Source organism: Streptomyces sp. NPDC020379 (assembly GCF_044387105.1).
GTDB lineage: Bacteria > Actinomycetota > Actinomycetes > Streptomycetales > Streptomycetaceae > Streptomyces.
In genome coordinates this window covers 119,198-145,120 of record NZ_JBIRVR010000003.1, presented here as the reverse complement: position 1 = coordinate 145,120, position 25,923 = coordinate 119,198, and the positions used below count along the sequence as shown (strand labels likewise).

Sequence of the window (25,923 nt, the reverse complement as noted above, 5' to 3'; positions counted from 1 at the left end):
GAGAAGCTCATGTCGCCAAGGCCCGAGCCCGTACCCGCGGATCAGCTCCGGTTCGCGCTGCCGCCGAAGCACGAGAATGTCGAGGACGAGCGGCGGCACTGCAAGGAACGGCTGGCCGCCGCGCTGCGGATCTTCGGGCGGTTCGGCTTCGAGGAGGGCGTCGCGGGCCACATCACCGCGCGGGACCCGGAGTTCACGGACTGCTTCTGGGTGAACCCCTTCGGGATGTCCTTCAAGCACATCACCGTCAGCGATCTGATCATGGTCGACCACGACGGGCGGGTCGTGGAGGGGCACCACCACGTCAACGAGGCGGCGTTCGCGATCCATTCGCAGATCCACCAGGCTCGCCCGGACGTCGTGGCCGCCGCGCACAGCCACTCCACGTACGGGCGGGCGCTGTCCGCCCTCGGGGAGCTGCTGGAACCGATCACGCAGGACGTCTGCCCCTTCTACCAGGACCACGTGCTGTTCGACGACTACACGGGGGTCGTCGTGGACCTGGAGGAAGGCCGCCGCATCGCGACCACCCTGGGGCCGCACAAGGCCGTGATCCTGCGGAACCACGGGCTGCTCACGGTCGGGGACTCCGTGGACGCCGCGGCCTGGTGGTTCATCACCATGGAGCGCTCGTGCCAGGTGCAGCTGCTGGCCAAGGCCGCCGGGAAGCCGGTGCACATCGACGCCGCGCACGCCGAGGAGACCCGGGAGAAGCTGGGCAACGACCTGGCCGCGTGGATCAACTACCAGCCGCTCTACGAGCAGATCACGCGGAGCGAGCCCGAGCTGCTGAGCTGAGGCCGGCGGCGTCGACGGCCGGTGGCCGGACCCCCGCCGACAGGCGGGGGTCACTCGTTCTTCCGGGCGCCTTTTCGGGGCATTCGCCCTGCTTACGATGGTCGGGAGCCGGGGCTTCGCCGCCTCGGCTCCGCCATGCCTGGAAGCAATGAACCGGTTGGAGAACCATGCGCCTCTCCCGTTCCGTCGGGCTGCCCGTCGCCCTGGCCCTGGCAGGGCTGGCCGTCACCGGCTGCGGCGGTGGCGCCGAGGCCGAGGAGCGGCCCGCCGCGAAGTCCTCCTCGTCCGCGCCGGCATCGCCGTCCCCTTCCGCCACGCCCGTCACGGAGAAGCCCGCCCCGGCCGCTCAGACGCTGACCAACGCGGCGAAGGTCGTACGCCCGGAGACAGCCCCCGCGAACGGTGAGAAGGTCGGCGTCGGCCAGCCCATCGCCCTGGTCTTCAAGCAGCAGAAGGTCTCCAAGGAACTGCGCGCGGGCATCGAGGGCCGGCTGAAGGTCTCCACCTCGCCGAAGGTCCTGGGCGCCTGGCACTGGAACGAGACCAAGGGTGACACCCGCGTCCACTTCCGTCCCGAGAAGTACTGGCCGGCGGGGACCAAGGTCACGCTCGACGCGCGCCTCGCGGGCGTCAAGCTCGCCGAAGGGACGGCCGCGGGCGGCGGCGACCGCACGGTCTCCTTCACCGTCGGTGACTCGATGATCAACACCGTGGACCTCAAGGCCCACAAGCTGACGGTCGTCCGCAACGGCGAGACGCTGCGGACCATCCCCATCAGCGGCGGCGACGAGTCGAAGAACTTCCAGACCCGCGACGGCATCAAGACCATCCTGGCCAAGGAGGGCCGGGTCGTCATGGACTCGCTGTCCATCGGCATCCCGCGCAACCACCCCGACGGGTTCTACGGCTCGTACGACTTCAGCATGCGCGAGACGATCAGCGGCGAGTACGTGCACGCGGCCCCCGACAACGCCGAGTCCTTCGGCAAGGAGAACGTCAGCCACGGCTGCATCGGCATGTCGACCGCCGACGCCAAGTGGCTGTACGGGCTGAGCCTCAAGGGCGACGTCGTGCAGGTCACCGGCAGCTCCAAGCCGAAGCCGATGGACCACTTCGGCAACGGCTACGGCGACTGGAACCTCAGCTGGCAGGAGTGGCTGGAGGGCAGCGCGCTGGGCGTCCGCACGGGCTGAGAAGGCAGCTGAGAGGAGGCCGGGAAGACAGGCCGGGAAGACCGGCTGAGAAATCCGCCAGCCCTTCGGGTGACGACGATGCGTTGTCCACAGGCGGGTTATCCACAGGGCTGAACAGGCACCGCCTTCCGTACGTATGGTCGGATGACGACAAAGACGGAGAGGCGGCGGACGGTATGTCATTCCTGGGTCGCGGGGAGGCGGTGGGCGGCAGCGGTGAGCGGCGGTCCACGCTCTCGCGGTATGCCCTGCTGCCGCTGAGGATCTTCCTCGGCGTCACCTTCATCTACGCGGGGCTCGACAAGCTCACCGACTCGGCCTTCCTCGCGAGCAGCGGGCCGGGCTCCCTCGGTGAACTGCTCCACTCGGTGCGGGATTCGAGCGCGATCCCGGCCCTGGCCGACCTCGCGCTGAAGAGCCCGGTCGGCTTCGGGTACGCCATAGCCCTCGGCGAGCTGGCGGTGGGCATAGGCACCCTCCTCGGCCTGCTCGCCCGGGTCGCGGCGGCGGGCGGCGCCCTGATCTCGCTGAGCCTGTGGATGACGGTGAGCTGGTCGTCCACGCCGTATTACTACGGCAACGACCTCGCCTATCTGATGGCCTGGCTGCCCCTGGTGCTCGCGGGCGCGCCCTATCTGTCCGTCGACGCCATATGGTCCCGCGGCCACCGGGACCACGCGCGACGGGGGAGGCTCTTCAGCTGACGGGGCGTGAGCCTTGCACCCCTCCCGCGTGCGGGTGGATGCGGCGACTCTCCCGCTGCTCGTCGGGCCGCGTGGTGTCCCGTGTGCCCCTTCCGCGTGGATGCGGCGACGGTGTGCCCTCACGGACATCGGTGTCGGCGCCCTTCCCGCCCGCGGGCGGATTCAGCGGCCGTCGAGGACGTCCGTGAGGTCAAGGTCAAGCCGCTCCCGCGCGGGGGCGGATTCAGCGCGGGTCCCGGTCCAGCGGGTCGGGCGAGTCGCCGCCGCGGGCCCGGTGGCGGCGCAGCGCGAAGGTGAGGGAGGAGACCAGACCGGCCGCGCAGAAGCCGATGCCCAGGGCGGGCAGCAGAGCGTAGGAGGGGAAGTGCCACGTGCCGTGGGCCAGGGCCAGATAGGCGAAGCAGCCGCCCAGCAGCACCAGTCCGACGACGACCTTGCCCGGCTCGAATTCATGCCGTCGCACGGTCCACCTCCACCTGGCCGATGCCGACCTTCAACCGGATCTCCAAGGTGCCGCGCGAGGACTGCCCGACGCGGGGCTCCAATGTCAGGTGCTGCTTCTGGTTCGGCCTGATGTCGACGTTGTCGTGGCCCCCGCCGGGCATCCGGACGTCGCCGACGCCCACGTCGACGGTCAGCTTCGTCGTCACGTCCTCCGGGACCACCAGCTTGAGCTGTCCCGCGCCGACCTCGGCGGCCGTGCGGACCGGGGCGTCCTTCGGCCACTGGAGGCCGGTCAGGTCGAGCACGCCCACGCCGCTGCCCACCCGGTAGGAGTCCTGCACGGAGGCCGCGCTCGCCGGGTGCCAGGTGGACCGCGTCCAGTCGGTGGTGACCGACTTGGGCAGCGCGGCCGCGCCGCTCAGCAGCAGCGCCGTCAGCACGGCCATGACGACCGTGCCGCCGCCCGTGCGGCCGTACAGCGAGCTGATCACGATACCGAGGCCGTAAGCCCCGAGGGCGAGGGCCAGGCCGGTCTCCAGACTGGTGCCCAGCGGCTTGTGGTGCCAGGTCAGACCGGTGCCCAGGGCGAAGAGGAGGAGGGCCAGCAGAAAGATCCAGCCGCCGAGCGGGTGGGGGCGGCGGACCGGGCGGGAGCGGGTGCGCTCGGCGGTCTCCTTGTCGTACGGACCGTCGTCCGGGCCCCACAGATAGCCGGTCCGCGTGCCCATGGGGCCCGTGGTGCCGTCCTTGACGATCGGGTCGCGCCACCAGGACGGCGTGCCCGGGGCGGGCGGCGCCTTGGTCTCCGGGGGAGCCTCCACCGTCTTCTGCGGCTTCTGCGCGGTAGCGGCCGCCTCCTCGGGGGCCTCCGGGCGGTGGCGGTGGCTCGACCAGTAGGCCGCGCCGGCCAGGGCGACGGTCAGCATCAGCGCGAAGGACATCACCGCGCTGTTGTTGAGCATGGAGAGGAAGAGGCCGCAGCCCACCAGGGCGCACAGCACGGCGGTCAGGGCCGGGCCTTCGACGCGCCCGGACAGCAGCCGCTTGGCCTCGTTCTCCTCCTCGCCCTCCTGCGGGATGAGCAGCCACGCGAAGCCGTAGACGATCAGGCCGAGGCCACCGGTGACCGCGAGTACGCCCAGCACCACCCGGAAGATCACGGGGTCGAGGTCGAAGCAGCGGCCGAGGCCGCCGCACACGCCGGCGACCACCTTGTGCTCACGGCTGCGCCGCAGCGGTGGCCGGACTTCCGGCGGGGAGCCGTGAACCGCGCCGCCCTGCCGGGCGTCCTCGGTGGTGGGTGTGTCGGTCATACAGAACATGGTGTCAACCGGAACGCGCTTTCGGCACACCTCTCAACCCTGGCCGTTCCCTGAGATCGCCCCTGAGACGGCGCCGGATATCGTGGCGCATCGAACACTTATGGGGGAAGCGGAGGGGAGCACGGTGTCTGAGTCAGCGTCCGGGTCCGCGGCGGCCGGGCCGGGGGAGGACCGGGGGCGGCTGGTCGCCGGCCGGTACCGGCTGCTCGAGCGGATAGGCCGGGGCGGCATGGGCACCGTCTGGCGCGCCGAGGACTCGCTGCTGGACCGTCAGGTCGCCCTCAAACAACTGCACGTCGCGCACTATCTGGACGAGGACGAGCTCGCCACCCTCTACGAGCGCACCCGCCGCGAGGCCCGCAGCGCCGCCCGGATCAACCACCCCAATGTGGTCGTCGTCCACGACGTGGTCGAGGACCGGGGCCTGCCCTGCATCGTCATGGAGTATGTGCCGTCGACGACGCTCGGCGACGTCCTCAAGAGCGGCACGATCACCCCTGACGAGGCCGCCCGGATCGGCCGCGGCATGATCGCCGCCCTGCGCGCCGCCCACGCGGCCGGCGTGCTGCACCGCGACGTCAAGCCCGGCAACGTCCTGCTCGGCGAGGGCGGGCGGGTCGTGCTCACCGACTTCGGCATCGCGCAGTCCACCGGCACCTCGACGCTGACCAAGACCGGCGAGATGGTCGGCTCCATCGACTACATCGCGCCCGAGCGGGTCAAGGGCGCCAAGCCGGGCCCCGCCGCCGACCTGTGGGCGCTGGGCGCCACGCTCTACCAGGCGCTGGAGGGCCGGCCGCCGTTCCGCAAGGACACCGCCGTCGAGACGGCCTACGCGATCGCCATGGACCCGCTGCCGCCGCCGCGCCACGCGGGGCCGCTCACCAGGCTGGTCGAGACGCTGCTGGCCAAGGACCCGGCGCTGCGGCCCCCGGCTGAGCTGGCCGAGCAGATCCTGCGGGAGCCGGCCGCCGAATCGGAGACGGCGGTGCACCCGGCACTCTCGGAGCCGGTGGTTCCGTCCGCCGCCGAGGAGAAGCCGGCGCCCGCGGACGCCGCCGGGCCCGGGACCCGTACGGACGACACCGCACGCACGCAGGCCGGGCCCCGCGCGGACGCCGTCCGTACCGCGGGTGAGGCGGCGACGGAGGCCAGGACGGAGGCCGCGCCCGCCGGACCGCCCGCGCCCCCTGGCGGCAGGGCCCGCAAGGGACGCGCGCTCCTGTGGAGCGCGGTGGCCGTGGTCGCCCTCGCGGGGGTCGCCGGCGGCCTGTACGTCCACTTCGAGGACGGCGGGACCTCCGACGAGGCCGTGGCCCGTGACGAGCCCGGCAAGGAGGCCGCGTCCGGCGGGCCCCGGCCGGGGCCGAAACCCTCCCCGTCCGCCTCCTCTTACTCACCGCCGCCCGTGCCGGCGGGCTATCACCTCGTGGAGGAGAAGAGGCTCGGCGTGTCCTTCCCCGTGCCCGACGGGTGGACCCGGCAGGAGAAGTCGGCGGTGGAGGTCGACTACCTCGACCGCACCACCCGCGTCGGCCTCAAGATCAACGTGCTGGACTTCGCCGGACCCGACCACCTCCAGCACTGGAAGGACGTCGAGGACCAGCTCAAGACCGAGGTCAACGGCTACAAACGGGGACGGATGCAGGAGACGTCCTTCCGGGGGGAGCCCGCCGCGGTCTGGGAGTTCACCTTCCAGGGCCGGGCGCGCGAGTACCGCGCGATCGACCTCGGCTTCGGGAAGGAGGGCGGCAGCGAGTACGCGATCTACCTCTCGGCCCCCTCGGCCGACTGGGACCGCTACCGGCCCGTGTTCGACGTGGTGAGCGACGGATTCCGCCCCAAGCGGTAGCCCGCCCCCGGGTCTTGTCAGGGTCGACCCTGATGCTCCCGCCCGCCTCCCCGTGTGACGATCGGACCATGACCACCGCCACCCCCCATACCGAAGACCGCCCCCTGCGCAAGCTCTACCGCAGCGCGGAGGGGCGGATGCTGGGCGGCGTGGCGCGCGGTCTCGCCGGGCACCTCGGCGTGCCGGTCTCGTGGGTGCGCATCGTCTTCCTCGCGCTGCTGCTCGCCCAGGGCATGGGCGCGGTGCTCTACGCCGTCTTCTGGTTCGTCGTCCCGCTCGGCGTCGGCGGGGTCGACGCCCCCCGTCCCGCGCCCGTGGAGACCTACCCCGACGGGCCGCGGCGCCTCTTCGCCCGCAAGCCCGACCGCGGGCAGGTCTTCGCGCTGATCGCGCTCGTCATCGGCGGCGCGATCTTCGTGGACAACCTCCACCTCGGCCGCGCCAACGCCTATATCTGGCCCATGCTCCTGGTCGGCGCCGGCGTGGCCCTCGTCTGGCGGCAGGCCGACAACGCCCGGCGCGCGCACTGGATGGAGGTCAGCCGCCGCAAGCGCGTCCTGCCGCTCGCGCGCGGCGCGGCCGGCGTCGTGCTCGCGGGCGTCGGCGTCACCGGCATCGTCGTACTCCAGGGCTCGGCCGAGCACCTGGGCACCGTCCTCCAGGCGTCACTGGCCGTCCTCGTCGGCATAGCGCTGCTGGCCGGACCCTCGGTCGTGCGGATGACCCAGGACCTCTCCGCCGAGCGCACCATGCGCATCCGCGCCCAGGAGCGGGCCGAGGTCGCCGCCCACGTCCACGACTCCGTCCTGCACACCCTCACCCTGATCCAGCGCAACGCCGAGGACCCCCGCGAGGTCGCCCGCCTCGCCCGGGCGCAGGAGCGCGAGCTGCGCGCCTGGCTCTACCGGCCCGAGGGCCGCGGCAAGGACGAGGCGCAGGAGCCCACCACCCTCGCCGACGCGGTCAAGGCCGCCGCCGCCGAGGTCGAGGACCACCACGGCGTCCCGATCGAGGTCGTCGTGGTCGGCGACTGCCCGCTGGACGAGCGGCTGGCCGCGCAGATGCAGGCCGCCCGTGAAGCCATGGTCAACGCCGCCAAGTACGGTGGCGAGGGCGGCGCCGTCCAGGTCTACGCCGAGGTCGAGGGGCGCACGGTCTTCGTCTCCGTGCGCGACCGCGGCCCGGGCTTCGACGTGGACGCGGTACCGGACGACCGGATGGGCGTCCGCGAGTCCATCATCGGCAGGATGCAGCGCAACGGCGGCACGGCGAGACTGCGGTCCGTGCCCGGCGGGGGAACCGAAGTGGAGCTGGAAATGGAGAGGGCGTCATGACGACCGAAGAGACGGCGGAGCGCCATGTGCGAGTGGTGCTCGTGGACGACCACCGGATGTTCCGGACCGGCGTGCAGGCGGAGATCGGCGCCACCGACCGCACGGGCGTCGAGGTGGTCGGGGAGGCCGCCGACGTCGACCAGGCGATCACCGTCATCACCGCGACCCGCCCCGAGGTCGTCCTTCTGGACGTCCACCTCCCCGGCGGCGGCGGTGTCGAGGTGCTGCGCCGCAGCGCCCCGCTGATGGCCGACCCGGAGCGGCCGGTGCGCTTCCTCGCGCTGTCCGTCTCGGACGCCGCCGAGGACGTCATCGGCGTCATCCGCGGCGGTGCCCGCGGCTACGTCACCAAGACCATCACCGGCACGGACCTCGTCGACGCCGTCTTCCGGGTCAAGGACGGCGACGCGGTGTTCTCCCCACGGCTCGCGGGCTTCGTCCTCGACGCCTTCGCCTCCACCGACGCCCCGCCGGTCGACGAGGACATGGACCGCCTCACCCAGCGCGAGCGCGAGGTGCTGCGCCTGATCGCGCGCGGCTACGCGTACAAGGAGATCGCCAAGCAGCTCTTCATCTCGGTGAAGACGGTGGAGTCCCATGTCTCCGCGGTGCTGCGCAAGCTCCAGCTGTCCAACCGCCACGAGCTGACCCGCTGGGCCACCGCCCGCAGGCTGGTCTGAGGCGGCCGCCCGCCCGTCCGCTGTGCCCGGCGGCCGGGCGGGCGGGAACCCGCGCGGCCTCCAGGCCATCTAGAACGGGCGAGAGGCTCTCACTCCCGTAGGGCCGGGGCCCGGACCGGGCCCTACGATCCGAAACGAGAGCCCGATGAGCCTGACGGGGACGCCCTTCCTCCTCACCACGATCGTGCTGGTCGTGGTCGCCCTCGCCGTGCCGCTGACCCTGTGGGGCAGGGTCGGCGGGCCCAAGGCCGTACGTCACGTCACCCGCTTTTTCATGCTGCTGTTCGCGCAGGCGACCGCGATCACGCTGGTGTTCGTGATCGTCAACAACGCCAACGGGCTCTTCGACAACTGGGCCGACCTCCTCGGCACCGGCAACCATGTGCGGGCCGCGGCCGACCTCGGGCCCGACGGCACCGGCGGCAAGTCCGTGCAGGACGAGCCGAAGGTGCTCCAGAAGTTCACGCCCGTGTCGGACAAGCGCATGGGCGCCGGTGTGCGGCAGACCGAGCTCAAGGGGCACATATCGGGCGTGGAGGGCGAGGTCTACGTCTGGCTGCCGCCGCAGTACGACGACCCCGCTTACCGGGACAAGAAGTTCCCCGTCGTCGAGGTGCTGCCCGGTTTCCCCGGGTCGGCGAAGGCGTGGTTCGGCTCGCTGGAGGTCAACACGCAGCTCAAGCCGATGATGGAGAAGGGCGAGGTCGCGCCCTTCATCATCGTGGCCCCGCGCACCACCCTGCTCGGTGACGTGGACACCGGCTGCGCCAACATCCCCGGCAAGGTCAACGCCGACACCTGGCTGAGCGTCGACGTCCGCAAGATGGTCGTCGACAACTTCCGCGCGGAGGAGAAGCCGGACGGCTGGGCCGTCGCGGGCTACTCGGCGGGCGCCCACTGCGCCGCGAAGCTGGCCATCGCCCACCCCGACCGCTACCGCGCCGGCGTCAGCCTCTCCGGCTACAACGACCCCGCCGGCGAGTCGGCCTCCCTGACCGCCAAGACGCCCGAGCTGCGCGACGAGAACAACCCCTGGAAGATGCTCCAGCGCGCGAAGACGCCGCCGCGCGTGGCCCTCTTCGTCTCCGGCGCGGAGGACGACGGCTATCAGGGAGGCATGGCCCTCAAGCAGGCGGCCAAGGCGCCGACGACGGTGGACGTGGTGAAGGTCCCGGCGGGGGCGGGCGGCCATGGCACGGCGGTATGGGAGCGGCAGGTGCCGGACGTCTTCCGGTGGCTGACGAAGAGGGTGCAGTAGGCGGGGCGGACAGGGGAAAAGCCCGCCGCAGGCGGCACCCACCCGCACCCGGCAACGCGCCCGCACCCTCAAGCCGGCCGCGCCGCCCCGGCAAACGGCATTTCATCGACAGGAGCCAACCGCACCGGCGCCCCCGGATGCGGCGCATGGATCATCTGGCCGCCGCCCACGTAGATGCCGACGTGACTGACGCCGGAGTAGAAGAACACCAGATCCCCAGGCTTCAGCTGCCCCCGGGCGACGCGCCGCCCGGAGTTGATCTGGGTGTAGGTCGTACGCGGCAGTGACACCCCCGCCGCCTGCCACGCGGCCTGCGTCAGACCGGAGCAGTCGTACGCCGACGGACCGGTCGCCCCCCAGACGTACGGCTTGCCGAGCGCGGCGTACGCGAAGGCCACGGCCTTGGCCGCGCGCTCGGTGGGGGCCTGGGCCTCGCCGCCCTGGGCGACGGCGTGGACCGTGCGGGCCGCGGCGGGCACGACGGCCGCCACGCCGTGTGCGGGGGCGGAGGTGATGTCGCCCTGCTCGACGGCCGCGCGGGCCGGTGCGGGCATCTGGTCCAGCAGCTGCTGGGCGTCGTTGAGCTTCGCCTCGATGGTCTGCTTGTCGCGGGCGAGCGACGCCTGCTGGCGCTTGAGCTCGGCGAGCCGGCCGTCGGCGGTGGTCCGCACCTGCTGGACGTCCCGCAGCTCGTGCCGGAAGCGGTCGACGGCGACGGCCTCGCGGCTGCCCGCCTGGTCGGCGAGGGCGGCCCGGTCCAGATACTGGCCGGGCGTGGAGGACAGCAGGAGCTGCACGCTCGTGGGGATGCTGCCGTCGCGGTACTGCGCGGTGGCCACGGACCCCAGCGCGTCGCGGGCGGCGTTGAGCCTCTGGGTCTTGCGGGCTGCCTCGTCCTGGAGGCCGTCAAGGGCCGTCTCCGCGGCGCGGGCCTTCTCCTTGGCGCCGTTGTAGCGCTCGGTGGCGGCCTCGGCCTGCTGGTAGAAGCGGTCGACCTGGTCCCGCAGCTGGGCGGTGGTCGGGCGGGGCGCGGCATGGCCGGTGCCGTCGAGGAGGGTGGCGGTGGCCGCGCCCGCCAGGGCCAGGGTGGCCGCGGTCCGCACGGTGCTGCTGGCGAGCGGGTGCTGCTTGGGCTTTCGGTGCGATGCCACGTCGGCCGTCACTTCCTTCTTCCACACCGGCTGATGGTGCTGGTGGTGCGGTTCGCGCTGGTGGTGCTGGCTTGTCCCGGTCCTGCCGTACGGCCCGTGCGGGCCCCGCGGCGCGGACGGCGGCGGCCCGCAGGGAGGGAGAGAACACGGACCGCCGCTGTCTGGGGCAGGACGCTAAACCGAGGGGTCACGCCCGAGAACGCACATGACCGCTACTGGCGTGAATCGGCCATGACGCGACTGGAGTTGATCAAGCGGAACGCGTTGGTACGGATGGATATATGCCGTGAGTGATCGAAGTGGCGATTGAGCCTTACCTGACTGCCGGGGGGTGCTATGGCCCCGGCTAGGGTCGGCCTCATGGACGTACTCATTCACGCCGTCGTCGGCCTCCACATCATCGGCATCGCCGCCCTGCTCGGCGGCTTCATGACCCAGATGAAGGCCATGGGCAAGGGCGAGGCGCGCATGGTCCCGGCGATGCTGCACGGGGCCCTGACCATGCTGGTCACCGGCATGGCGCTGGTCGGCCTCAACCAGGCCCAGGGCTACACCCTGGACACCTTCAAGATCGGCGTGAAGCTCGCGTTCCTGATCGTGATCCTCGGGCTGGTCTATGTGAAGCGCGACGAGGAGAAGGTCGAGGCGGCCGCCTTCGGCACGGTCGGCGCGCTGACCGTGGCCAACATCTTCATCGCGCTGCTCTGGACGTAAGCCCCCTCGGGCCCCGGACCCCGCACGGATCATGGCCGATTCACGGGGTGCCCGGGGAAGTGGGACCGGCTGTCAGTGGGGCGGCCTAGACTCGGGAGGCGATGAGCAGCCTCTTTGACGACAGCTTCCTGGCGGATCTCGGCCCCAGCGGCGAGGAGCCCCCGCCGCCCCCGGAGGACGCGGCCCCGGAGCCGGTGCCGCACGACCTCTTCGGGGGCGCTTTCGACGCGCCCGTGCCCCGCGAGGCGTATTACCGCGACGGCGCGGCCCGGCCCGCCGTCGACCCCGCCGCACTGCTGGAGGGGATGAACGACCAGCAGCGCGCCGCCGTCGTGCACACGGGCTCGCCGCTGCTGATCGTCGCGGGCGCCGGCTCCGGCAAGACGCGCGTGCTCACCCACCGCATCGCCCACCTGCTGGGCGCCCGCCACGTCCACCCCGGCCAGATCCTCGCGATCACCTTCACCAACAAGGCCGCGGGCGAGATGAAGGAGCGCGTCGAGGAGCTCGTCGGCCCGCGCGCCCACGCGATGTGGGTGATGACCTTCCACAGCGCGTGCGTGCGGATCCTGCGCCGTGAGAGCAAGAAGCTCGGCTTCACCTCCTCCTTCTCGATCTACGACGCCGCCGACTCCAAGCGGCTGATGGCGCTCGTCTGCCGGGACCTCGACCTCGACCCGAAGAAGTTCCCGCCGAAGTCGTTCAGCGCGAAGATCTCCAACCTCAAGAACGAGCTGATCGACGAGGAGACCTTCGCCGGTCAGGCGGCCGACGGTTTCGAGAAGACGCTGGCCCAGGCGTACGCGATGTACCAGTCGCGGCTACGCGAGGCCAACGCGCTCGACTTCGACGACATCATCATGACCACGGTCCACCTGCTCCAGGCGTTCCCGGACGTGGCCGACCACTACCGCCGCCGCTTCCGGCACGTGCTGGTCGACGAGTACCAGGACACCAACCACGCGCAGTACACCCTGGTGCGCGAGCTGGTCGGCACCGCGGAGAACGCCCCCGAGGACGGCGTCGCCGAGCTGTGCGTCGTCGGTGACGCCGACCAGTCGATCTACGCCTTCCGCGGTGCCACGATCCGCAACATCCTCCAGTTCGAGGAGGACTATCCGGACGCCACCACGATCCTGCTGGAGCAGAACTACCGCTCCACGCAGACGATCCTCAGCGCCGCCAACGCCGTGATCGAGCGGAACCAGAACCGCCGCCCGAAGAACCTGTGGACCGAGGCCGGCGCGGGCGCGTCCATCACCGGCTATGTGGCCGACACCGAGCACGACGAGGCGCAGTTCGTCGCCGACGAGATCGACCGGCTGACGGACGCGGGCGACGCCAAGGCTGGCGACGTCGCGATCTTCTATCGCACCAACGCCCAGTCGCGTGTCTTCGAAGAGATCTTCATCCGCGTCGGCCTGCCCTACAAGGTCGTCGGCGGCGTGCGGTTCTACGAGCGCAAGGAGGTCCGCGACGTCCTCGCGTATCTGCGGGTGCTCGCCAACCCCGAGGACACCGTGCCGTTGCGGCGCATCCTCAACGTCCCCAAGCGCGGCATCGGCGAGCGCGCCGAAGCGATGATCGACGCGCTGTCCCTCCGCGAGAAGATCAGCTTCGCGCAGGCGCTGCGGCGTGTGGACGAGGCGTACGGCATGGCCGCGCGCTCGGCGAACGCGGTCAACCGCTTCAACGTCCTGATGGAGGAGCTGCGCACCGTCGTCGAGTCGGGGGCCGGGCCCGCGACCGTGCTGGAGGCGGTGCTGGAGCGCACGGGCTATCTCGCCGAGCTCCAGGCGTCCACCGACCCGCAGGACGAGACCCGCATCGAGAACCTCCAGGAACTGGCGGCCGTCGCCCTGGAATTCGAGCAGGAGCGGGAGGGCGAGGAGGGGCAGGGCACGCTGGCGGAGTTCCTGGAGAAGGTCGCGCTGGTCGCGGACTCCGACCAGATCCCCGACGAGGACACCGAGGGCACCGGCGTGATCACGCTGATGACCCTGCACACCGCGAAGGGCCTGGAGTTCCCCGTCGTCTTCCTCACCGGCCTGGAGGACGGCGTCTTCCCGCACCTGCGCGCCCTCGGCCAGACGAAGGAGCTGGAGGAGGAGCGGCGGCTCGCCTATGTGGGCATCACCCGGGCGCGTGAGCGCCTGTATCTGACCCGGGCGAGCATGCGCAGCGCCTGGGGCCAGCCCTCGTACAACCCGCCGTCGCGGTTCCTCGAGGAGATCCCCGAGCAGTATCTCCAGTGGCGCCGTACGGGCCCCTCGACGCCGTCCGCGTCGATGGGCGCGGTCTCGGGGCTCACGCCCGGTTTCTCGTCCTCGCGCGGCAGCACGAAGGCGGGCCCGAGCGGCTTCGCGACCCGGCGCGCCAAGGAGAAGCCGGTCGTGGCACTCGCCGTCGGCGACCGCGTCACGCACGACTCCTTCGGCCTGGGCACGGTCGTCGCGGTCAAGGGCAGCGGCGACAACGCGGAGGCGACGGTCGACTTCGGCTCGGAGAAGCCGAAGCGGTTGCTTTTGCGATATGCGCCGGTGGAGAAGCTTTAGCCCTGCGGGGCTTGGGGGGTTCTTGTTTGTCCGGTGCGGGTCCGTTGTGCTTTCGGTGGGGTGGCCTCAAGCGCCGGCCGGGCTGGTTTGTGGTGGGTGCCGGGGGTGGGGACGTTCAGGGTCCGTTCCGGGCAACAACTCAGCCCGTCCGGCGTTTGAGGACAACGCGCGAAGCGTGTTGGGGGCCCGGGGTCTCCCCGGTTTCGGGAAGGGGCGGGGCTGGGGAACAAACAGCCCGGAGGGTGCTCCCGCCGCAGGCGCGGCCGGCCCGCAGCCGGGGGTCCGGGGCACGCGCCCCGGTTCGGGAAGGGGCGGGGTGGGGAACAAAGTGCCGCAGGCGCAACGGGCCCGCGCCCAGACGCGGCGGAGCCCTACGTCGGGTCCAGGTCGTGCGACCTCAGCCACGGCAGGGGATCGACCGCCGAACCCCCCGGCCGGACCTCGAAGTGGAGGTGCGGCCCCGTGGAGTTGCCGGAGTTGCCCGAGTAAGCGATGACGTCACCGGCCTTGACCTGCCCGGAACGAAGCTTCGTGCTGCTGAGGTGGCAGTACCAGGTCTCGGTCCCGTCGGGCGACGTCACTATGGCCATGTTGCCGTAGGCGACGTTGTACTGCGTACGGACCGTGCCGTCCGTCGCGGCCATGACCGGCGTCCCGTAACTGACGGGGAAGTCGATGCCGGTGTGGACGGACATCCAGTTGACGCCCGCCTGCCCGTAGTACGCGCTCAGGCCGTGCTGGGTGACGGGGAGCGCGAATTTGGGGCGCTCGGCCTCCTTGCGCGCCGCTTCCTCCGCCTTGCGCTTCTTCTCCTCTTCCTGGCGCGCCTTGAGGTCGAGGCGTTCCTGGGTGCGGGTGGCGCGGGTGGCGAAGTCGTCGGCGCCCCGGCTGAGGCCGGCGAGCTGGGTGTCCAGCTTGCTGTTGGCGATCGAGGGGACGGCCGCGGCGTCCGGAGCGGCGGCGGCCTGGGTCTGTTTCGCCTCGCCCTTGCCGCCGGAGACGGAGGCGGCGGCGATGCCCGCGACGCCCATGACCGCGACCGACGGTACGGCGACCGTCAACAGGGCCTTGCGGCGTGGCCGGTAGCCGGTGCGCGAGGAGCTTCCCTTGCGGCGGCTGCGGCTCTGCGCCGGGACGCCCGCCGCCGTCGGCGCGTCCTGCGCGTCGTCGGGCTCCGGCTGGTCGAGCACCGACATGGTCCGGGTCTCGGCGTCGGCGACGTAATGAGCGCCGGGCGAGGGAGCGGGACCCAGGTCGGCGCCGGAGAGATCGACCATGAGGGTGGGGGTGTGCTGCGCCTCGGGCGCCTCGGTGTTCGCGTAGGCGCTGGTGTCCCAGGTCTGCGTCTGCTGGGTGCTGATGTCGCCCCAGCCGGCGTCTTGCTGCTGTTCCCAGCCGGTGGTCTGCGTTCCGGCGGTGTCCCAGCTCTGGGCGTGGACGGAGGTGTCGGGGTTCCAGCCGCCGTCGGCGGGCTGTGCCCAGCCGGAGCCGGTGGCGGTGTCGTACGGTCCGGCCGTGTTCCAGGAGCCGGTGTCCGCGGCCGGGACGCCGCCCGGGTGGCCCCATGCCGAGGTGTCCCACTGGCCGGTCTGCCCGGTGTTGTAGCCGGTGAATTCCCAGGTCTGGGTCTGTCCGGTGACGCCCTGGTCCCAGCCGCCGTCGGTGAACTGGTTCCAGCCCGCCGTGTTGCCGCCCCAGGAGGCGTCGGGGGAGTGGCCCCAGCCGGAGGTGTCCCACTGCCCGGAGTCCTGGCCTTCGTAGCCGGGGTAGCCGTGCGGGGTGCCCTGCTGCTCGTACGACGTGTAGTGCCCGTAGGAGATGTCCTGAGCGGGACCGGCCGGGCCGGAGCCCGCCGACGGGTGACGGTCGTTCACCACCACTTCTCTTTCGCCTCGGGAGCAGGAGAATTAGCGGCGACTGTACCCGGCGGTTCGGGATGGCGACAATCTTCGTCACGTTTCAGGCGGTCCTGGGGCGGGCATTTGGCCGCCTTTCGGTGGACTGAACCCCGGGAAACCGATTTGACGTTCGAAGGTTGTTCGGTTTTCTGGCGGGTGGAATCGAGTTCCGTCCCCTCAAGGGTGAACGGACGGGGGTGCGCGGCGCCTTACGGGACCGGTCGCGGATCAGGCGACCGACGCCGCACCGGACGCCTCAGCTGCGGTTTCCTCCGCGATCAGGGCCTGACGGATGCCCGCCGCCACTGCCCAGTGCACCGGGAGCGCGAGATGGCCGACGCCGGTCACGCGGACATTGCGGGTGATCAGATCCGGGTGATCGATCCGCGCCGTCTCGACCGGCACCATTATCTGGTCCAAGTCGCTCCAGAAGCTGATGAAATGCGTCCGGCAATCGGGCGCGGGCGCGGCGAGTTCGGCTATGACATCCGAACCCGGGCGCATCTGCCGGACGAGGGGATGCGCGGACATCAAAGGCGCGACGCGGGTGCCCCCGTGCGGGGTGCCGAGCGTGACCAGCGTCCTCACCCGGGCGTCCCCGCCCAGGCGTTGGACGTAATAGCGCGCGATCAGTCCGCCGAGGCTGTGGCCCACGACGTCGATCTCCGCCCGGCCCGTCCGCGCGCAGAACTCCTCCACGTGCCGGGCCAGTAACTCGGCCGCGAGCCGGGCGTCGCAGGTCAGCGGGGAGTAATTCAGGGATTCGATCTGCTGCCAGCCGTTCCTGCGGAGGGAGCGGCGCAGCAGGACGAAGACGGAGCGGTTGTCGATGAAACCGTGGAGGAGAAGCACGGGCGGGTGGGGCGCGTGTTCTGTTTCCTGTTCTGTTCTGCCTTTTGCTCCCGATTCCGATTCGTCTTCGGGCGTGTCGTTGCGCCCTGTGGGTGGTGGGGGCAGTGGTGGCGGACGGCGCTCCTGCGTCAGGCCGGTGGGATAGAGCAGCGCGTGGCCCGTGAGGATCGCCAGCTCCAGCAGCGTGGACCTGACGAGCAGCGCCGAGGGGCGCAGCAGGGCGGAGAAGAGAGTGATCAAGCGCAGGGCCGCCATGGCCGACCTCCTGAACGGCACACAGAAGGCGGCTCTCTCCCCCCGTGCGCATTCACGGGCAGCTGTGCGCCACAGGCCGCATCACTGTGCCGCGCGGCTGTCGGCACACTGTTGCGGCGAGCTCGCCGCGGCTCCCCTCGCGACCGCCCGCGGTCCCGCCGCTCCGGTGACACGAGAGGCTCCAGGAGCCCTGGGATACGGAAGCGGGAGGGCGGTGCGTAGCGAACGTGTTGTCCCACGTGTGATTTCCCCCTCCCTCCCCACCGCGAAACGGCCGGGTGCGGGATGCTGGGGATAACGTTCGTTCACATCCCGCCCCCAGGGCGCGGGGAATCCTCTCGGCCGGTCGTCGGCGTCGTACTTGTCGTACTTGGAGGCAGTGATGGGAGTGACCGGTCCGATCCGTGTAGTGGTGGCCAAGCCGGGGCTCGACGGTCACGACCGCGGGGCCAAGGTCATCGCCCGGGCGTTGCGCGACGCGGGCATGGAGGTCATCTACACCGGCCTGCACCAGACGCCGGAGCAGATCGTGGACACCGCGATCCAGGAGGACGCCGACGCGATCGGCCTGTCCATCCTCTCCGGCGCGCACAACACGCTCTTCGCCAAGGTCATCGAGCTGCTGCGGGAGCGCGACGCGGAGGACATCAAGGTCTTCGGTGGCGGCATCATCCCCGAGGCGGACATCGCCCCGCTCAAGGAGCAGGGAGTGGCCGCGATCTTCACCCCGGGCGCGACGACGGCGTCGATCGTGGAGTGGGTCAACGAGAACGTCCGGGGGGCGGCGTAGCCGGCCGGGCACGGCGGCGGGCCGCGTCGCGCACCCGCGATTCCGGTCCGCCGCCTCATCCCGCCAACTCCGCGGCCATCACCGCGCGCAGGCGCAACGTACCGACGAGCCGCCGGAACGCCTCCGCCCAATAGCCGGCCGCACCGTCGGATTCGGATATGGAGAGCGGCTCGTCGGGCAGTGCCGTGAGTTCCTCCAGGCGGTCCGCCTGCGCCGGATCCAGACAGCGCTCGGCCAGGCCCATCACGCCGCTGAAGCTCCAGGGGTAGCCGCCCGCGTCGCGTGCGGCGTCGAGCGCGTCGACCAGGGCCGTGCCCAGCGGCCGCGCCCACGGCACCTCGCACACGCCCAGCAGCCGGAACGCCTCCGACAGCCCGTGCGCCGCGATGAACCGCGCCACCCACTCGGCCCGCTCCTCCGGCGGCAGCGCGGACAGCAGCTTCGCCGGGTCCCGCCAGGACGAGCCCTCCGGGGGCGCCGTCGGCGGGCCGAGCAGGACCCGTGACCACTCCGCGTCCCGCTGCCGGACGGCGGCCCGGCACCAGGCCGCGTGCAGTTCCGGCCGCCAGCCGTCGGCGACCGGCAGCGCCACGATCGCCTCGGCCCCACGGCCTCCGAACCGCTCGCGCCACATGGCCAGCGGGGCCGCCTCCACCACCTGGCTCAGCCACCACGACCGCTCGCCGCGGCCGGGCGGCGGCTTGGCGACGACGCCGTCCCGCTGCATGTCCCTGTCGCACTCGTGCGGCGCCTCGACCGCTATCCGGGCGGCACCGCCCGTGCGCTCCAGGGCCACGCACGTACGCGCCCGCTCCGCCATCCGCCCCGCGAGCGCGGAGTGGGGGAGATGCGCCAGCAGCTCCGCCGCCGTGGCGCGGACATTGCCGCTCCGGTCGGTCAGCGCGCGCTCCAGGAACGGCTCGTCGTCCGGGGAGAGCCCCTCGCGCAGCGAGTCCAGGAACATCAGCCGGTCCTCCGCCCGCTCCGTCCGCCAGGTCTCCGCCAGCAGCTCCCGGGCGGCCGCCGGGTCGCGGCGCCGCGCGGAGGCCAGGAGCGCCACCCGCTCGGCGAAGAGCCCCTCCTCCCACACCTTCCGGGCCTCGGCGGCGTCGGCCACGGTGTGGCTCGGCGCTGTGGCGGGTCCGGCACGGAGCGCGTACTTCCACTGCGGGTTGAGCCCGGCCAGCCACCGCGCCCGGGAGCCGCCGAACGTGAGCACCGCGGGCCGGAGATCCGTACGGGCGCGGGCCGCTTCCAGCAGTGCGGGCAGCAGGGCGGCGGGCGCTCGGTAGCCGTACCGGTTGGCGGCGGTCAGCCACTGCGGCAGCAGCTCCGTGAGATCGGGCGCGCCGATCCGCCTCCCCGCGCCGCTCCCGCCCCCGGAACGGTCGGCGAGCAGCAGGGCCAGCCGGCGCCGCGCGGCGGGCGGCAGCGCGGGCCGGGGGTCCTCGGGCGCGGGCTCCGGCCGTGGCCGAGCGGCGGCGGGCACGAGCCCCGCACGCCGCCGGACGGTGTGCAGGGCCGCGGCGTCCAGCAGGGCCATGGCGGCGTCCTGGCCGTCCCGCGGCCGCACGGGCGGAGTGCGCCGGGCGGTGCCGAGCAGGGCGGCGGAGACCAGATCGTCCCAGGTGGTGTTCATCAGGTTGCCCTTTCGCTGCGCGGTGCCGGCGGTTCGTCGTGAGAGCGCGCAACCGGAGGCGTTCGATCCGCTGCGCCCGGACCTCGGCGGGTGTCTCAGAGCTGTACGCATTCAGGGGCCCACGCGGACAACGGCGTGAAGCCCTGGTGGCCGCACTCGCCGAAGACCGTGACCGGCCGGCCGCCGGACAGCGCGGTGAGCCGCCACAGGCCGGAGCGGTCCCGGTGACGGGGGTGGACAGGGAGCGCCGAATCGCCGTCGGCGTCCGCCAGTTGCCAGCCCGCCTCCGGGCCCGGTATCGGGACCACGGCATCGAGGAGCACCGGCCAGGCATCGAGCCACGGGTCGTCGCGCAGGGCCTCGCCGTACGCCTCCAGCGCCCGTCGGACATCACCGCCCGGCGGGGGAGCGGGGCTGGGCTCCGAGGTCGCGTACCGGGTGCCCAGGGCGGCGCGCAGCGGTCGGGCCGCCGGGTAGTAGGCGAGGTCCGCGTCCAGCGAGAGGCCGGCGGGAAGCGACAACTCCGGTGGCCGGCCGCCCGCTCCGTACGAGAGGAGCAGCGCCATCCGGCCCGTGTTCCGGCCGCGGAGCCAGATCCGGCGGGTGATCAAGTGGCCGTCGTCGCTGTCCGACTGCGCCAGGACCAGCCAGTGGTCGCGGACGGGCGTGGCGGAAGCGAGCCGGGCCGTGGAATCCGCGGCGATGCCGACGCGCGTGCGCACCGTGGCGGCCAAGGGCTCGGGGAGACGGTCGAGGCGCAAGAATCCCTGGTTGAGCGTGTGCAGCAGCGCGCACTCCGCCAGCAGCCGCGACGCCCAGTCGCCGCCGGAAGCGCGCGTGGCCGCCAACTCCCGTACCCGCGCGGCCAGTCCGGGTGCCTGCGCGTCGACCATACGGGCCGCCGTCTCGTCCCACTGCCCGTACTCCGAGCCGTCGGCCGCGAGGCCGCCCCGCAGCAGGTCGCCGAGTCTCTGCTCCAACTCCCTCGCGCCTGCGGCCATGCGCCGCGACCGGCGCTCCGCTCTTCGCTGTGCCGCGTCGGTGTCCGTCGGTGCGGAAGGCGGTGCTCCGGACCCCGCTCGCCGCCGCCGGTCCAGCCACTGCCCGGCCCAGTCCGGCGGCCGGCCTTCCGGGACCGACTCCCCGTCCGCCGACCACAGCAGCAACAGCCCGAGCGCGTGCTCGCACGGGAACTCGCGGCTCGGGCACGAGCAGTGGAACGCGGGGCCGCCGGGGCCGTCGAGATCCACGACCGTCCGGCATGGCGGGCCGCCGCCCTCGCACTCCCCCCACACCGCGCCCGCGCCCCGCGCCCCCGCGCCCGACCACCGGCCCGGCACCGCGAGCCTGCCGCCCGCCATGCGTGACGGTGCGTCAGGGGTCAGCGTGAGCACCCGGTCCTCCGTCCAGCGTTCCCCCTGCGGATTCATGCCGCAAACGCTACGACCCCCCACTGACAATCGCCCTGACCTGCGGATTCCCGGCACCGGGGCCGATTGTCAGTGGTGTGGTGCAGGGTTGTTCACGTGACCCGGAACCGCACGACCGAGGGGGACTTGTGACCGTGCCCGGAATCGAGACCGAAGCGCTGCGCCCGCACGCCGAGGACGCCTTCGCGGGGGAGCTCAAGGCGCTCGCGGCCGCCGACGACAGGCCCCGTCCCGCCCGTTGGCGGCTGTCGCCGTGGGCCGTCGCCACCTACCTGCTCGGCGGCACCCTGCCCGACGGCACGGTGATCACCCCGAAGTACGTGGGCCCGCGCCGCGTCGTCGAGGTGGCCGTGACCACCCTCGCCACCGACCGCGCGCTCCTCCTGCTCGGCGTGCCCGGCACCGCCAAGACCTGGGTGTCCGAGCACCTGGCCGCCGCGGTCAGCGGCGACTCCACCCTGCTGGTGCAGGGCACGGCCGGCACCCCGGAGGAGGCCATCCGCTACGGCTGGAACTACGCCCGGCTCCTAGCCGAGGGCCCCAGCCGCGCCGCGCTCGTCCCCAGCCCCGTCATGCGCGCCATGGCCGCCGGCGCGATCGCCCGCGTCGAGGAGCTCACCCGCATCCCCGCCGACGTGCAGGACACGCTCATCACCGCGCTGTCCGAAAAGACGCTTCCCATCCCCGAGTTGGGGGAGGAGGTGCAGGCGGTGCGCGGGTTCAACCTGATCGCCACCGCCAACGACCGCGACCGCGGGGTCAACGAACTCTCCAGCGCCCTGCGCCGCCGCTTCAACACCGTCGTCCTGCCCCTGCCCGCCACCGCGGAGGCCGAGGCCGGCATCGTCGCCCGGCGCGTCGACCAGATCGGGCGCTCCCTCGACCTGCCCGCGGTCCCCGACGGCGCCGACGAGATCCGGCGCGTGGTCACCGTCTTCCGCGAGCTGCGCGACGGCGTCACCGCCGACGGCCGCACCAAGCTCAAATCCCCTTCGGGGACGCTCTCGACGGCCGAGGCGATCTCCGTCGTCACCGGCGGGCTCGCGCTCGCCGCCCACTTCGGTGACGGCGTGCTGCGCGCGAGCGACGTGGCCGCCGGGATCACGGCCGCCGTGATCCGCGACCCGGCGGCGGACCGCCTGGTCTGGCAGGAGTATCTGGAGGCGGTCGTCCGCGAACGGGACGGCTGGAAGGACTTCTACCGCGCGTGCCGGGAGGCCGCCGCATGACCGGGCCCGGCCCGGCCCTGCTGGGCATCCGCCACCACGGCCCCGGCTCCGCGCGGGCCGTCGGGGCCGCGCTCGACCGGTGCGGGCCGCGGGCCGTGCTGATCGAGGGGCCGCCCGAGGCCGAGCCGATCGTCCACCTCGCCGCCGACGAGGGCATGCGCCCGCCCGTCGCCCTCCTCGCCCACGCCGTCGACGACCCCGGGCGGTCCGTGTTCTGGCCGCTCGCGGCGTTCTCCCCGGAGTGGACCGCGATCCGCTGGGCCCTCGCCCACGGCGTCCCCGTCCGCTTCGTCGACCTGCCCGCGGCCCACACCCTCGCCCTGCGGGAGCAGGCCGGACCACCCGGCGGGGAAGGCCGGACGGAGCAGGCCGACCCGCTGGCCGTGCTCGCCGCGGCCGCCGGTCACGACGACCCCGAGCGGTGGTGGGAGGACGCGGTCGAGCACCGGAGCGGGTCCCGCGCGGATGACGCGCTCGCGCCGTTCCACGCCCTCGCCGAGGCGATGGCGGAGCTGCGGGCCGCCCACGGGGAGGGTCTCGGCCACGACGCCGCGCGCGAAGCGCACATGCGGCTGCGGATCAGGGAAGCGCGGCGGGAGTTCGGCGACGCGTTCGCCGTGGTCTGCGGCGCGTGGCACGTACCGGCGCTCGCGGAGAGGCGGACCGTCGCCGCGGACCGCGCGGAGCTCAAGGGCCTGCCCAGGGTCAAGGCCGGGCTCAGCTGGGTGCCCTGGACGCACCGGCGCCTCTCCCGCCACAGCGGTTACGGCGCGGGGATCGACGCTCCCGGCTGGTACGGCCACCTCTTCCACTCCCCCGACCGGCCCGTCGAGCGCTGGATGACCGAGGTCGCCCGGCTGCTGCGCGCCGAGGACCACCCGGTCTCCCCGGCCCACGTCATCGAGGCCGTACGGCTCGCCGACACCCTTGCCGCCCTGCGCGGCCGCCCGCTCGCCGGGCTCACCGAGACGCTCGACGCGGTCCGGGCCGTCATGTGCGACGGCTCCGACGTGCCCCTCGCCCTGGTGCGGGAGCGCCTCGTCATCGGCGACGACCTCGGCGAGGTGCCCGACGCCGCGCCCGCCACCCCCTTGCTGCGGGACCTGACCCGCCTTCAGCGCACCCTGCGGCTCAAGCCGGAGGCCACCGCCCGGGACCGCGAGCTCGACCTGCGCAAGGACACCGACGCCGCCCGCAGCCGGCTTCTCCACCGGCTGCGGCTCCTCGGCGTCGACTGGGGCGAGCCGGTGCCCTCCCGCGGTGGCACGGGCACCTTCCGGGAGACCTGGCGGCTGCGCTGGGACCCCGAGCTTTCCGTCCGGATCGCCGAGGCGGGCGCGTGGGGCACGACCGTGGAGGCCGCCGCGACGGCGAAGGCCGAGTCCCAGGCGGCCGGCACCCCGGCCCTCGCCGGGCTCACGTCCCTCGCCGAGCGGTGCCTGCTCGCGGGGCTGCCCGACGCCCTCCCCACCGTGATGCGCGTCCTCGCCGACCGCGCGGCGCTCGACGCGGACGTCGCGCACCTGGCCGCGGCCCTGCCCGCGCTGGTCCGCTCGCTGCGGTACGGCGACGTGCGCCGCACCGACACCGCTGCCCTCGGCGAGGTGGCCGCGGGCCTCGCCGAGCGGGTCTTCGTCGGCCTGCCCGCCGCCTGCCACGGCCTGGACACGGACGCGGCGGCGGACATGCGCGGCCACCTGGACGCGGTGCACCACGCGGTCGGCCTGCTCGCCGGTGCCCAGGCCCCGCCCGGCGGCGTACGCGAGCGCTGGTCCGCGGTGCTGCGGCTGCTCGCCGGGCGGGACGGCCTGCCCGGCGGGATCCGGGGGAGAGCCACGCGACTCCTCCTGGACGAGGGCCAGCTGACGGAGGACCGGGCCGCCCGGCTCATGGGGCTCGCGCTCTCGGGCGCGGCCGCACCGCTGGAGGCGGCGGCGTGGATCGAGGGATTCCTGGGCGCGGGCGACTCCGGCGGCATGCTGCTCGTCCACGACGAGCGGCTGCGCGCACTGGTGGATTCGTGGCTCGTGGCGGTGCCCGGCCGCGAGTTCACGGGGGTGCTGCCCCTGCTGCGGCGCACGTTCTCCGCGTACGGGGCGGGAGTGCGGCGGACGCTGGGCGAGCTGATCCGGCGGGGCACCGTGGCCGCTTCGCGGGACGTGCCGGGATTCGGGGCGGGGGCGGACGAGGAACGGGCGGCGGCCGTGGTGCCGGTGCTGCGCGTGCTGCTGGGGGTGGACGGCGGGGCGGCCGACCCGCTCTTTCCGGAAGCGGGTTCCCAGGCTCTGGATGTGGCCCCGCTCTTTCCGGAAGCGGGTTCCCAGGCTCTGGATGTGGCCCCGCTCTTTCCGGAAGCGGGTTCCCAGGCTCTGGATGTGGCCCCGCTCCTTCCGGAAGCGGGGCTCCAGGCCGCAGACGCTGCCCGGCCTCTCCCGTCGGACGTCGCCCGGTCGCTCCTCCCGGATGCCGGACGGGCGGATTCCGCTGCCCGGCCGCTCCCCTCGGCCACTGCCCGGCCGCTGTTCCCGGATGCCAGCCGGGCCGTTGCCTCCGCCCGGCCTCTCCTCCCGGACGCGGTCCGCGCCGGTCTCCCCGCCCGGCCCCTTCCCTCAGCCACCCGGCAGGCCGATGCCCCGCCCCCGGCCCCGCCGTCGTCCCCCGAGCGGCTCCGCCGCTGGCGGCTCGTGCTCGGGGACGACGGCCGCGGGAGCGGCCCCCCGCTCCGCGGCGCCGACATCGCGCTGGACCGCACGCTCGACGCTCTCTACGGGGACGCCGGCGGGAGCGCGGGGCTCGGGGCCTCCGTGCCGTACGCCGCCCGCTGGCTGGGGGACATCCGTACGTACTTCCCGGCGTCCGTCGTTCAGGTGATGCAGCGTGATGCCATCGACCGGCTCGGGCTGGCCGCGCTGCTGCTGGAGCCGGAGATGCTGGAGGCCGTGGCGGCGGACGTACGACTCGTCGGCACTCTGCTGTCTCTCGCCAAGGCCATGCCGGAGACGACGAAGGAGACTGCGCGGGTCGTTGTCCGCAAGGTCGTCCAGGAGCTGGAGGAGCGCCTGGCACAGCGGACCCGCGCGGTGGTCGGCGGCGCCCTGGACCGGTCGGCCCGCGTGGCGCGCCCCCGGCACCGGGACATCGACTGGGACCGCACCATCCGGGCCAACCTCAAGAACTACCTGCCCGCTCACCGCACCGTCGTCCCCGAGCGGCTCGTCGGCCACGGGCGGGCGGCGCGGGCGGTGCGCAAGGAGGTGATCCTCTGTGTCGACCAGTCCGGTTCGATGGCGGCCTCGGTCGTCCACGCCGCCGTGTTCGGCGCCGTCCTCGCCTCGACGCGGTCCCTCGACACCCGGCTCGTCGTCTTCGATACCGCGGTCGCCGACCTCACCGACCGGCTGGCCGACCCCGTCGACGTGCTCTTCGGCACCCAGCTCGGCGGCGGCACCGACATCAACCGGGCACTCGCCTACTGCCAGTCCCGGATCACCCGCCCGGCGGAGACCGTCGTCGTCCTCATCAGTGATCTCTACGAGGGTGGGATACGCCACGAGATGCTGCGGCGGGTCGCGGCGATGAAGGCGTCCGGAGTGGCGTTCGTGACGCTGCTCGCGCTGTCCGACGAGGGCGCCCCGGCGTACGACCGTGAGCACGCGGCGGCGCTGGCGGCCCTGGGCACGCCCGCTTTCGCCTGCACCCCGGACCTCTTCCCGGAGGTGATGGCCGCCGCGCTGGAGAAGCGCCCGCTGCCCGTCCCCGAGCCCTGACCGGAGGGGCCGCCGGGTGCGATCCGTGAGCGATCCGTGTGCGATCTGTGAGGGTAAT

The 25,923-nt window shown here is 72.9% G+C and carries 19 protein-coding genes and 1 pseudogene; 13 read left to right on the top strand and 7 right to left on the bottom strand.

Annotated features, from left to right (window positions below; translation table 11 throughout):
• Positions 1 to 9 precede the first annotated feature (9 nt).
• From ACH427_RS05450 to ACH427_RS05440, 3 genes are all read left to right on the top strand, one after another.
• Positions 10 to 798 (top strand): class II aldolase/adducin family protein, encoded by a 789-nt coding sequence (locus ACH427_RS05450; RefSeq protein ID WP_398868081.1) that lies wholly within the window; start codon positions 10 to 12, stop codon positions 796 to 798.
• A 167-nt stretch (positions 799 to 965) separates the two neighbouring features.
• A complete protein-coding gene (locus tag ACH427_RS05445) occupies positions 966 to 1,991 on the top strand; it encodes an Ig-like domain-containing protein (RefSeq protein WP_398868080.1) in 1,026 nt (341 codons plus the stop codon).
• 176 nt (positions 1,992 to 2,167) lie between these two features.
• Positions 2,168 to 2,695 carry a DoxX family protein gene (locus ACH427_RS05440; protein ID WP_398868079.1) on the top strand — a complete coding sequence of 176 codons (528 nt, stop codon included), beginning with the start codon at positions 2,168 to 2,170 and terminating at the stop codon, positions 2,693 to 2,695.
• A gap of 223 nt (positions 2,696 to 2,918) precedes the next feature.
• On the opposite strand, the gene ACH427_RS05435 is transcribed toward ACH427_RS05440, so the two are convergent.
• Both ACH427_RS05435 and ACH427_RS05430 read right to left on the bottom strand, forming a co-directional pair.
• Positions 2,919 to 3,158: a hypothetical protein gene (locus ACH427_RS05435; RefSeq protein ID WP_398868078.1), complete on the bottom strand. Its 240-nt coding sequence runs from the start codon at positions 3,156 to 3,158 to the stop codon at positions 2,919 to 2,921.
• Positions 3,145 to 4,452: a PspC domain-containing protein gene (locus tag ACH427_RS05430; RefSeq protein WP_398868077.1), complete on the bottom strand. Its 1,308-nt coding sequence runs from the start codon at positions 4,450 to 4,452 to the stop codon at positions 3,145 to 3,147. The genes ACH427_RS05435 and ACH427_RS05430 overlap by 14 nt, the downstream gene beginning before the upstream one ends.
• A 109-nt stretch (positions 4,453 to 4,561) precedes the next feature.
• Between ACH427_RS05430 and ACH427_RS05425 the strand changes: the two genes are divergently transcribed.
• The 4 genes from ACH427_RS05425 (at position 4,562) to ACH427_RS05410 (ending at position 9,585) form a co-directional block, all read left to right on the top strand.
• The gene (locus ACH427_RS05425) at positions 4,562 to 6,313 is read left to right on the top strand and encodes a serine/threonine-protein kinase (protein WP_398868076.1); all 1,752 of its coding nucleotides are present in this window, start codon (positions 4,562 to 4,564) and stop codon (positions 6,311 to 6,313) included.
• Between the two features lie 68 nt (positions 6,314 to 6,381).
• Positions 6,382 to 7,647 carry a PspC domain-containing protein gene (locus tag ACH427_RS05420; RefSeq protein WP_398868075.1) on the top strand — a complete coding sequence of 422 codons (1,266 nt, stop codon included), beginning with the start codon at positions 6,382 to 6,384 and terminating at the stop codon, positions 7,645 to 7,647.
• Positions 7,644 to 8,327, top strand: coding sequence for a response regulator transcription factor (locus ACH427_RS05415; RefSeq protein WP_361529910.1), 684 nt, complete (start codon positions 7,644 to 7,646; stop codon positions 8,325 to 8,327). Before ACH427_RS05420 ends, ACH427_RS05415 begins: the two co-directional genes overlap by 4 nt.
• Before the next feature lie 145 nt (positions 8,328 to 8,472).
• Positions 8,473 to 9,585, top strand: coding sequence for an alpha/beta hydrolase (locus tag ACH427_RS05410; RefSeq protein WP_398868074.1), 1,113 nt, complete (start codon positions 8,473 to 8,475; stop codon positions 9,583 to 9,585).
• 68 nt (positions 9,586 to 9,653) lie between these two features.
• On the opposite strand, the gene ACH427_RS05405 is transcribed toward ACH427_RS05410, so the two are convergent.
• Positions 9,654 to 10,736, bottom strand: a complete 1,083-nt coding sequence (locus ACH427_RS05405; protein WP_398868073.1) for an NlpC/P60 family protein — start codon at positions 10,734 to 10,736, stop codon at positions 9,654 to 9,656.
• Between the two features lie 360 nt (positions 10,737 to 11,096).
• Here ACH427_RS05405 and ACH427_RS05400 point away from each other — a divergent pair, with 360 nt between their 5' ends.
• Complete coding sequence (locus ACH427_RS05400; RefSeq protein WP_398868072.1) at positions 11,097 to 11,450, top strand: hypothetical protein; 354 nt, start codon at positions 11,097 to 11,099, stop codon at positions 11,448 to 11,450.
• 101 nt (positions 11,451 to 11,551) lie between these two features.
• Positions 11,552 to 14,005, top strand: coding sequence for a DNA helicase PcrA (gene pcrA, locus ACH427_RS05395; RefSeq protein WP_398868071.1), 2,454 nt, complete (start codon positions 11,552 to 11,554; stop codon positions 14,003 to 14,005).
• A 371-nt stretch (positions 14,006 to 14,376) separates the two neighbouring features.
• Here pcrA and ACH427_RS05390 read toward each other — a convergent pair whose 3' ends face one another.
• Together ACH427_RS05390 and ACH427_RS05385 are read right to left on the bottom strand one after the other, a co-directional pair.
• Entirely contained in the window at positions 14,377 to 15,879 is a 1,503-nt protein-coding gene (locus ACH427_RS05390) for a peptidoglycan DD-metalloendopeptidase family protein (protein WP_398868070.1), read from the bottom strand.
• A 252-nt stretch (positions 15,880 to 16,131) separates the two neighbouring features.
• On the bottom strand, positions 16,132 to 17,010 hold the full coding sequence (locus tag ACH427_RS05385; protein WP_398868069.1) for an esterase/lipase family protein: 879 nt from the start codon (positions 17,008 to 17,010) through the stop codon (positions 16,132 to 16,134).
• A 382-nt stretch (positions 17,011 to 17,392) separates the two neighbouring features.
• On the opposite strand from ACH427_RS05385, the gene ACH427_RS05380 reads away from it, so the two are divergent.
• The gene (locus ACH427_RS05380) at positions 17,393 to 17,800 is read left to right on the top strand and encodes a cobalamin B12-binding domain-containing protein (RefSeq protein WP_361533297.1); all 408 of its coding nucleotides are present in this window, start codon (positions 17,393 to 17,395) and stop codon (positions 17,798 to 17,800) included.
• 55 nt (positions 17,801 to 17,855) lie between these two features.
• Here ACH427_RS05380 and ACH427_RS05375 read toward each other — a convergent pair whose 3' ends face one another.
• Both ACH427_RS05375 and ACH427_RS05370 read right to left on the bottom strand, forming a co-directional pair.
• Positions 17,856 to 19,439, bottom strand: coding sequence for a DUF5691 domain-containing protein (locus ACH427_RS05375; RefSeq protein ID WP_398868068.1), 1,584 nt, complete (start codon positions 19,437 to 19,439; stop codon positions 17,856 to 17,858).
• Positions 19,440 to 19,534: 95 nt separating this feature from the next.
• Positions 19,535 to 20,869 (bottom strand): SWIM zinc finger family protein, encoded by a 1,335-nt coding sequence (locus ACH427_RS05370; RefSeq protein WP_398868066.1) that lies wholly within the window; start codon positions 20,867 to 20,869, stop codon positions 19,535 to 19,537.
• Positions 20,870 to 20,997: 128 nt separating this feature from the next.
• Here ACH427_RS05370 and ACH427_RS05365 point away from each other — a divergent pair, with 128 nt between their 5' ends.
• From ACH427_RS05365 to ACH427_RS05355, 3 genes and pseudogenes are all read left to right on the top strand, one after another.
• Positions 20,998 to 22,098, top strand: a complete 1,101-nt coding sequence (locus ACH427_RS05365; protein ID WP_398868065.1) for an AAA family ATPase — start codon at positions 20,998 to 21,000, stop codon at positions 22,096 to 22,098.
• A pseudogene (locus ACH427_RS05360) lies at positions 22,095 to 24,344 on the top strand (DUF5682 family protein); the annotation flags it as partial. The gene ACH427_RS05365 and the pseudogene ACH427_RS05360, both read left to right, overlap by 4 nt.
• Before the next feature lie 624 nt (positions 24,345 to 24,968).
• The gene (locus ACH427_RS05355) at positions 24,969 to 25,865 is read left to right on the top strand and encodes a VWA domain-containing protein (RefSeq protein ID WP_398868282.1); all 897 of its coding nucleotides are present in this window, start codon (positions 24,969 to 24,971) and stop codon (positions 25,863 to 25,865) included.
• Positions 25,866 to 25,923: the final 58 nt, after the last annotated feature.

What these genes read in the sequence shown, in the direction of transcription:
- ACH427_RS05415 (WP_361529910.1), top strand. Translation starts at nt 7,644, where the DNA reads ATGACGACCGAAGAGACGGCGGAGCGCCATGTGCGAGTGGTGCTCGTG.
- ACH427_RS05430 (WP_398868077.1), bottom strand. Translation starts at nt 4,452, where the DNA reads ATGACCGACACACCCACCACCGAGGACGCCCGGCAGGGCGGCGCGGTT.
- ACH427_RS05370 (WP_398868066.1), bottom strand. Translation starts at nt 20,869, where the DNA reads ATGAATCCGCAGGGGGAACGCTGGACGGAGGACCGGGTGCTCACGCTG.
- ACH427_RS05425 (WP_398868076.1), top strand. Translation starts at nt 4,562, where the DNA reads ATGGGGGAAGCGGAGGGGAGCACGGTGTCTGAGTCAGCGTCCGGGTCC.
- ACH427_RS05355 (WP_398868282.1), top strand. Translation starts at nt 24,969, where the DNA reads ATGCAGCGTGATGCCATCGACCGGCTCGGGCTGGCCGCGCTGCTGCTG.
- pcrA (WP_398868071.1), top strand. Translation starts at nt 11,552, where the DNA reads ATGAGCAGCCTCTTTGACGACAGCTTCCTGGCGGATCTCGGCCCCAGC.
- ACH427_RS05385 (WP_398868069.1), bottom strand. Translation starts at nt 17,010, where the DNA reads ATGGCGGCCCTGCGCTTGATCACTCTCTTCTCCGCCCTGCTGCGCCCC.
- ACH427_RS05445 (WP_398868080.1), top strand. Translation starts at nt 966, where the DNA reads ATGCGCCTCTCCCGTTCCGTCGGGCTGCCCGTCGCCCTGGCCCTGGCA.
- ACH427_RS05440 (WP_398868079.1), top strand. Translation starts at nt 2,168, where the DNA reads ATGTCATTCCTGGGTCGCGGGGAGGCGGTGGGCGGCAGCGGTGAGCGG.
- ACH427_RS05410 (WP_398868074.1), top strand. Translation starts at nt 8,473, where the DNA reads ATGAGCCTGACGGGGACGCCCTTCCTCCTCACCACGATCGTGCTGGTC.
- ACH427_RS05400 (WP_398868072.1), top strand. Translation starts at nt 11,097, where the DNA reads ATGGACGTACTCATTCACGCCGTCGTCGGCCTCCACATCATCGGCATC.
- ACH427_RS05420 (WP_398868075.1), top strand. Translation starts at nt 6,382, where the DNA reads ATGACCACCGCCACCCCCCATACCGAAGACCGCCCCCTGCGCAAGCTC.
- ACH427_RS05380 (WP_361533297.1), top strand. Translation starts at nt 17,393, where the DNA reads ATGGGAGTGACCGGTCCGATCCGTGTAGTGGTGGCCAAGCCGGGGCTC.
- ACH427_RS05450 (WP_398868081.1), top strand. Translation starts at nt 10, where the DNA reads ATGTCGCCAAGGCCCGAGCCCGTACCCGCGGATCAGCTCCGGTTCGCG.
- ACH427_RS05375 (WP_398868068.1), bottom strand. Translation starts at nt 19,439, where the DNA reads ATGAACACCACCTGGGACGATCTGGTCTCCGCCGCCCTGCTCGGCACC.